Raw genomic sequence first — 3739 nt, 5'->3', positions numbered from 1 at the left:
GGCCGCCGCCCAACGAGGGCCTCCTGCATGTCGATCACGATCAGAGCGTCGAAACCCATCGGCACATCCTTCCCGTCCTGTAGGCACCCCGCCATTGTACCGCGGCGCACCGGGCGATCCCGATCGTCTCGGCAGCGTGCGAAAAACACCGAATAGTGCGCTTGCGGCGGCAACCGATCGAACCGTTTCCCCCCATCTGCGAAAGCGCACGCAAATCGCAGCCGACACCCAGGAACAAGCCCTTCGCGCACGAGAAAACGCAACATTCCGTCGCTTTTCGCTCATTCACCGCCCCCTCTCTTGCAATCGATCGTACAATAGGTAACAATTAACTTAAATGTTAATCGTTGTGCGAAGGAAGGGCGTGCCATGGGTATCCAGGAGACGCTGAAGGCCTTGTCGGACCCGGTGCGCCGGCAGATCCTCGAGCATCTGAAACGAGGGCGCATGCCGGCCGGGCAGATCGCCGAGCTGTTCGACATCTCCGCCCCCGCCGTGTCGCGTCACCTCTCGGTGCTCAAGGACGCCGGGCTCGTGCGCGACTACCGCGAGGGAAAGTTCGTGTTCTACGAGCTGAAGGCATCGGTGCTGGAGGAGACCCTGCTGTGGATGATGAACTTGAAGGAGGCGGACGGTGAAGAGGCTCTACGCAACCACGTACATCCTGATGGCGCTTGACGTCCTCGTGGCGTCCGTGCTCATCCACCTCATGCCCGACCAGGTACCGGTGCACTTCAACGGGGCGAACGAGCCGGACCGCCTGGGCAGCAAGTACGAGTTCCTGGTGGCGATCCTCTTCCCGCTCTGCGGCGTGTTCGTCGTGATGGGTTCCAAGAACGCGCCGATCGGCAAGGAGCGCCGCTGGGCGTGGGGCGCCGTGGCCTTCGAGGTGTTCGTGCTGGGCTGGATACTGTTCTACCTCACGAAGGCGCTCCTCTACGACGGCGCGCCCTTCCCCGAGCCCGACCTGGACGCGAGCCGCTGGGCCGCCGTCATCGGCGGCGCGCTCTGCGTCGTGGCGGGGAACCTCATGCCGAAAGCGGACCGCAACCCCTTCTTCGGCCTGCGCACGCCGTGGAGCGAGGCCAGCCCGGAGACGTGGCGGCGCAGCCAGCGCCTCGGCGGGTACGCGGGCGTCGCAACGGGCTTCGCCATGATCGTGCTCGGCCTCGTGCTTCCCGCGCGCCTCGTGACCCCGGCGGTGCTGCTGGTGCTGCTAGCAGGGTTCGCCGCCGCCATCGTCGGCTCCTACGTCATCTACCGCCAGGAGCTGGGCAAGCAGTAGGCCGCGCGGCCGCCCCTACCCCTCGATCTCGCGGGCGTACTCGGCGGGCACGGGGATGCCGAAGCGCTCGCAGAGCAGGCGCACGTCGTGGACGTCGTCCTCGTCGTGGTCGTAGCCGCAGTGGAAGGCCACCTGCTCGGCCGGCGGGATGCAGCGCACGGCGCGCCCCGCGATGCGGCCCTCGCCGTCGAAGGTACTTGCCGGGTAGGCCTCGCCCTCGAACAGGAGCGACCCGTCGGCCGCGCGCTCGAACACGTGCAGGTCAACCTCGCGATCCTCGTCGTCGGCCCAGGCCGTGTGCGCCTCGGTGGTGAACGCGCGCCCCACCGGCGCGAAGCCGCGCTCGCGCAGCAGGGCGACGAGCGCGTCCTCGTCGCGGCGTTCTGAGAACAGGTCGAGGTCGTTGTGTTCGCGCGTCTGCCTGCCCAGCAGCGCATCCACGCCCCAGCCGCCGTCGAGCCGCACGTCGATGCCGCGCTCGGCGAGCGCGTCGAGCAGCTCGGCCGCATCCTCTTCCCGCATCATCGGGCCGCCTCCGCCGCCGGCGTGCTTGGGCCCAGAAAGTCGGCCATGCGCGCGAACAGCAGGTCCATGCCGGCCGTGCCGGGCATGTGTCCGCTGCGCGGGGCCTCGGCGTAGCGCAGGTTGGGGTTGCCGCACTCCGCGACGAACGCGCGGATGGCGCGGGTAGACGTGACGATGTCCGTCTCGCCCTGCACGATGAGGTACGGCACGCGCATGTTCGCAAGCTCCTCGGAGAGGTCGACGGCGAAAAGCTCGGCGAACAGGCGCTCGCTGCGCGAGAAGTCGTTCGACACGGCCGCCACCAGGTCGCGCAGCGTGTAGTCGGGGCTCGCCAGCAGGCCGCGCACGAACGCGCCGACGGGCATCATGCCGCCGCCCTGCGCCTGGTAGCCCTCGGTGTACTTCCGCACCCAGCCGGCCAGCCGCATGCCCGCCTTGAGGTCGCGTGCACCGGACGCACGGATCGCGCGCAGATCGGCCTTCAGCTTCGCGGGCATCGCCGAGCGCTCGAGCGCCTCGAACACCTCGTCGTTGAAGCCGAGCTCTTTGAGCACCTGCCCGTACGTCACCACGTGGTCGACGAGCCCCGGCTCGCGCGCGGCCGCCCGAGCCGCCAGGATGGAGCCCCACGACACGCCCAGCAGGTTCACCTCGTTGCCGGGGAAGTCGCGCCGCACCGCGCGCACGAGGTCGAGCGTCATGTCCACGTAGCGCTCGATGCACGCGTCGTCGCCGAGCGCGCAGCGGTTCGCGCCGCATCCCAGCTGGTCCCACGCTGCCAGCACATAGCGGTCCGTGAGATCCGGGAACATGCCGCGCGTGCCCACCGAGATGGGCAGCGGCGAGCCCGGCCCGCCGTGCAGGAAGATCACCACCGGCGCGTCCGCGCGGCGGCCTTCCAGCGTCACCTTCTGCTCCACGCCGCCCAGCTCGTAGCGCACGAGCCGCGACACCTCGCACGACTCCAAGCAGTGCTTGCGTTCCCTGTTCATCGCGCTTCCCCTTCCGAGCCCTCCAGAACTTCCCCGCTCGCTTCCGCTTCCCGGCGCGACTGCGGCTTCTCGCCCGTGACCAGGAATATCATGGCTATCATGAGCACGAAGCCCACCCAGTCGGCCCCGGAGAACGCCGTGCCCAGCCACAGTGCGGAGAACGCCGTGGCGCTCACCGGCTCGATAGCGCCGAGCAGGCTCCCCTTCACCGAGCCCACGATGGACACGCCGTGCAGGTACAGCGCGAACGCGGCGAACGTGCCCACGACGATGATCAGCCCGAACACGAGGAATCCCGCCGCGTCGAGCGTAGGCAGCGCGAGCCCCGCGCCGTCCACGACGCCGCCCGCCAGCCACACGAGCGCGGCCGCCACGCCGCCCACGAGCATGCCGATGCCCGTGACCGCGAAGCTGCCCCATTCGGCGAACAGCTTCTTCGGATACATGATGTAGAACGCCACCGACAGCCCGTTCGCGATGCCCCACACCAGGCCCGGCAGCGGCAGCGAGAGTGCCGACGGGTCGCCCTGCGTGGCGATGAGCCAGGTGGCGAACAGGGCCGCCCCCAGTCCGACGAGCTCCTTCGCCCGCGGCAGCGCGCGCCCGACGATGCACGTGAACAGCATGACGAACGCGATGCCCGTGCATTGCAGCACCGTGGCCGTGCCCGCGTTCGTGTAGTCGATGACGATGGCGTACGTGATCTGGCACAGGTACAGGCCGCCCGCGCCGAACACCGCAAGGCGCCCGAGCGTGCGCCGGTCGCGCAGCATCGCGGCCAGCCGCTCCCGCTGGCGCGCTGCAAGCACGACGAGGAACAGAAGGCCCGCCCCCAGCATGCGCACCGCCGTGACGAACGGGGGCGTTATGTCGTAGTTCGACAGCAGGAACTGCGCGCAGGCCCCCGAGAAGCCCCAGAGTCCCGCGCCCACGAGCG

Annotated in this window: 6 protein-coding genes; 2 read left to right on the top strand and 4 right to left on the bottom strand. The window is 69.2% G+C overall.

Annotated elements, in window-relative coordinates; all coding sequences use genetic code 11:
• Window positions 1-266 (bottom strand): hypothetical protein (locus tag GPA_RS20205; RefSeq protein WP_231847633.1); only part of this gene is annotated, 266 nt, incomplete at its 3' end.
• A gap of 103 nt (window positions 267-369) precedes the next feature.
• Here GPA_RS20205 and GPA_RS11055 point away from each other — a divergent pair.
• Window positions 370-678 carry an autorepressor SdpR family transcription factor gene (locus GPA_RS11055; protein WP_015539907.1) on the top strand — a complete coding sequence of 103 codons (309 nt, stop codon included), beginning with the start codon at window positions 370-372 and terminating at the stop codon, window positions 676-678.
• Window positions 635-1285: an SdpI family protein gene (locus tag GPA_RS11050; RefSeq protein WP_049784121.1), complete on the top strand. Its 651-nt coding sequence runs from the start codon at window positions 635-637 to the stop codon at window positions 1283-1285. The genes GPA_RS11055 and GPA_RS11050 overlap by 44 nt, the downstream gene beginning before the upstream one ends.
• A gap of 15 nt (window positions 1286-1300) precedes the next feature.
• On the opposite strand, the gene GPA_RS11045 is transcribed toward GPA_RS11050, so the two are convergent.
• The 3 genes from GPA_RS11045 to GPA_RS11035 form a co-directional block, all read right to left on the bottom strand.
• Entirely contained in the window at window positions 1301-1810 is a 510-nt protein-coding gene (locus GPA_RS11045; protein ID WP_015539905.1) for a nucleotidyltransferase domain-containing protein, read from the bottom strand.
• A complete protein-coding gene (locus GPA_RS11040) occupies window positions 1807-2802 on the bottom strand; it encodes an alpha/beta fold hydrolase (RefSeq protein WP_015539904.1) in 996 nt (331 codons plus the stop codon). Before GPA_RS11040 ends, GPA_RS11045 begins: the two co-directional genes overlap by 4 nt.
• Window positions 2799-3739: DMT family transporter (locus tag GPA_RS11035; RefSeq protein WP_049784120.1), on the bottom strand; the 941-nt coding region annotated here is incomplete at its 5' end. The genes GPA_RS11035 and GPA_RS11040, both read right to left, overlap by 4 nt.

Source organism: Gordonibacter pamelaeae 7-10-1-b (assembly GCF_000210055.1).
In the GTDB taxonomy this organism is placed as follows: Bacteria; Actinomycetota; Coriobacteriia; order Coriobacteriales; family Eggerthellaceae; genus Gordonibacter; species Gordonibacter pamelaeae.
The sequence above is the reverse complement of the archived record's forward strand: the minus strand, read 5'-3'. Positions and strand labels throughout refer to the sequence as shown.